This window comes from Peribacillus sp. P4_D6, from assembly GCF_056401795.1.
The window spans coordinates 1-2,638 of the sequence record NZ_JBFUIQ010000260.1 but is presented as its reverse complement, the minus strand read 5'-3'; the positions used below and the strand labels follow the sequence as shown (position 1 = coordinate 2,638).

Annotated in this window: 1 protein-coding gene; it reads right to left on the bottom strand. The window is 38.9% G+C overall.

Annotated features, from left to right (window positions below; all coding sequences use genetic code 11):
• Positions 1-608: 608 nt before the first annotated feature.
• A complete protein-coding gene (locus tag AC1DVB_RS26470; RefSeq protein WP_141242679.1) occupies positions 609-2,225 on the bottom strand; it encodes a family 14 glycosylhydrolase in 1,617 nt (538 codons plus the stop codon).
• Positions 2,226-2,638: the final 413 nt, after the last annotated feature.

Here is a 2,638-nt window from a genome sequence, read left to right as displayed (position 1 = left end):
CTATTTTTACCTCCTGCTTCTTCGGCGGCATCCATCTTTATTTCATGTCCCGACGGAGTTGTGCCAGAAAAGGCCAGTTCCCCTGTCCATGTAATCATTGTCTTCATATATTTCGATTCCTCCCTTTCTTGTTGCTTTGTTCTAAAAATGGACTACATTTCAATTAATGTAAATTTATATCATTTAAGTATTAAAAAATATTGCCGTAATGGGGTCAGTATGCAAATATACATCACTTGGATTCTGGATTTTTTATACCCTAACTTGTGATGATTTTCCATACCTTATATTCTTCCCACAAGTCCTGCTTAGTTAGTCATACTGTAAAATTTGAACGTTGATTACCTCTTCAGGCTTTAAAACCTAAAAAAATATTCCAGATGATTTCAGAAAACCGCTCCCTTTCCGCCAACTGTTTGCCGAGCCGTATCAAAGCAAAGCGGCTTGGCAGACAGTTATTCGGCATGATTGTCGCAAATTTTTTTAATCTATTAAAGGATTGATGTATACAAAGCAGTAAAAAAACAGAAGTATATTAAGTTTACCAATCATGGTTGTGAGAGCATTCCGAACCACCTTTTGCCGTCTGAATAGCCCTATTAACCCATCTACCATGAAGTTTTATAGTTTCCTTTTCCATTCAAAGGAGTTTTATACCAATTATTTTCGCCATCTTGCCAAGTAATAGTGCCATTTTCATCTTTTAAGACGAACTTGAATTCATAGAATCGATCTGCAGCTAAACGAAATGTTCCACTCCAGCTGCCTTTTGTGTTTTGAGTGAGTTTATATTCGTAATCTTCAGGATTCCATCGGCCGATTTCCCCTCTGTTCCCAATTAAGTAAACTCCCTGTGTGGCAGGTACATTTTCAACTGTGAATGTAACGGGAATCGACTTGCCTTCCAATTTATCAGCCATCATCCTGAACTCATTAGTTGGATTTCCTTCATCGTCGAATAAATAAGACATCCTAAGCAATGTAAATCCCTCAAAACCATGGTTAAAAAGCATTTCTGCCACATTGTCAAAGCCCCATTCATTATCGATGAGAGGGAGTGCGTTTTCCCCGTTTAAAGAAATTCCTTTTTCATTAGCTAAAGAGGCAATATGGGTCACTAAAGTCTTAGGGGCGCTATAGGACGGTGCAGTATGTGCGTCTTGATCTCCCATTTCCAGACAGGTGAATGTGAGGGCCATATTCGATTTCTTAAATTGATTCAATAATTTGGAGTAGTTATAGTACCCGGCACTATACTCTGCAGAATGCGGCATTACTGGATCATTCATTTTCCAATGGACTCCTGAGATTTTAGCTCCAATTGGCACGCCAAAGACTTCATCAAAATGTTTATGGGCAAACTTCGAAATTTTTGCAAGATGCTTTTCGAGTGCCCCTTGATACCACTGCATAAAATCGTATCCAAATTTAGTGTCGATTGCTCCGCCCCTGGTGAAAAATTCATCCCCATTTCCTGGCGGCTGAATCTCATTCCAGTTTTTATAGGTTTTGCCCCAAGCAGCATTTAATTTTTTTATCGTGGAATATTTTTCTCTCATGGCAAGCCTGAAATCCCGTTTTGCTCCTTCTGTATAAACTTGAAGCTGTCCCCTCTCAGGATAATCCCAGCCATCTGCATTCTGGTAGGAGGGATATCTTAATTCCCCTGCCGGTCCTGCACTTAGATATATTTTTGCTATTAAATCCTTCTTATCAGCAAAGTTCTCTGAAAAGGATTTGTACAATTCATTGTACTGACCGGCTGTGCCTTCCCACCAAGGAGCAAGTACTTCCTTATTCCAGAAACCACTTTCACTCTTGAAAGCCATGTTTTCGGCAGTGTCTTTATTCCAGAGCCAACTCGGGATGGGATAGTTGCAATCATCCCCCACATTACCGCCGCATTGGTGCGTAGATAAAATGGGCACCCATTTTAAACCGGAAGCTTTCACGGTTTCCGCATATTTTTTATAATAGGACCAATCAAACTGATTATCTTTTTTACTCTCTACCAATCCCCACCAGATATCTGTCGTTATTGCATATACTCCATTTTCCTTCAACTGGGTCAGCTCTGCTTTAAATGCCTCCCAATCGGTTATTTCACCCAAGGGGGCCATCACATAAAGCTTGTAATCTGGTTGTACTTCTGCTATTCCAGGTGTATTTGATAAAGGAACAAAATACAACATAAAGGTAAAAACGCCAACCGATAATTTGTTCATAAAACGCCAACCTTCCCCTATAACTTTATTCATTTGTTCTTCGAAATCGCTTACATTCATTCGTTTTAATAAAAGAATTCCTATACTTGAAAGTATATTGCCTTTGGAAATATTTATCAATTATTCTGCCGGGTAAATTTAGTTCAAAATCTGCAAAGAAAATATGGATAGTCTTAGAGACTATCCAGCAGACTGCAGACAAACTCAATGAAAAAAACGAGTCTGTCTTTAGTTTTTTTTTGCTTTGTGCAATTTATGTTGCCTACAGGCACCCGCTTTCCGCGGGCGTTCCAATCAACTTGTTGTACCCTTTTATCAACAAGATGCATAGTCTAAGAGACTATTAAGAGCAGCTGGTTATAAAACTATATAAACATTACCATCTTCCATTTCAACATGGTATGTCTTTACAC

Excerpts from the sequence above, each read along its gene's own strand:
- AC1DVB_RS26470 (WP_141242679.1), bottom strand. The coding sequence starts at position 2,225 with ATGAACAAATTATCGGTTGGCGTTTTTACCTTTATGTTGTATTTTGTT.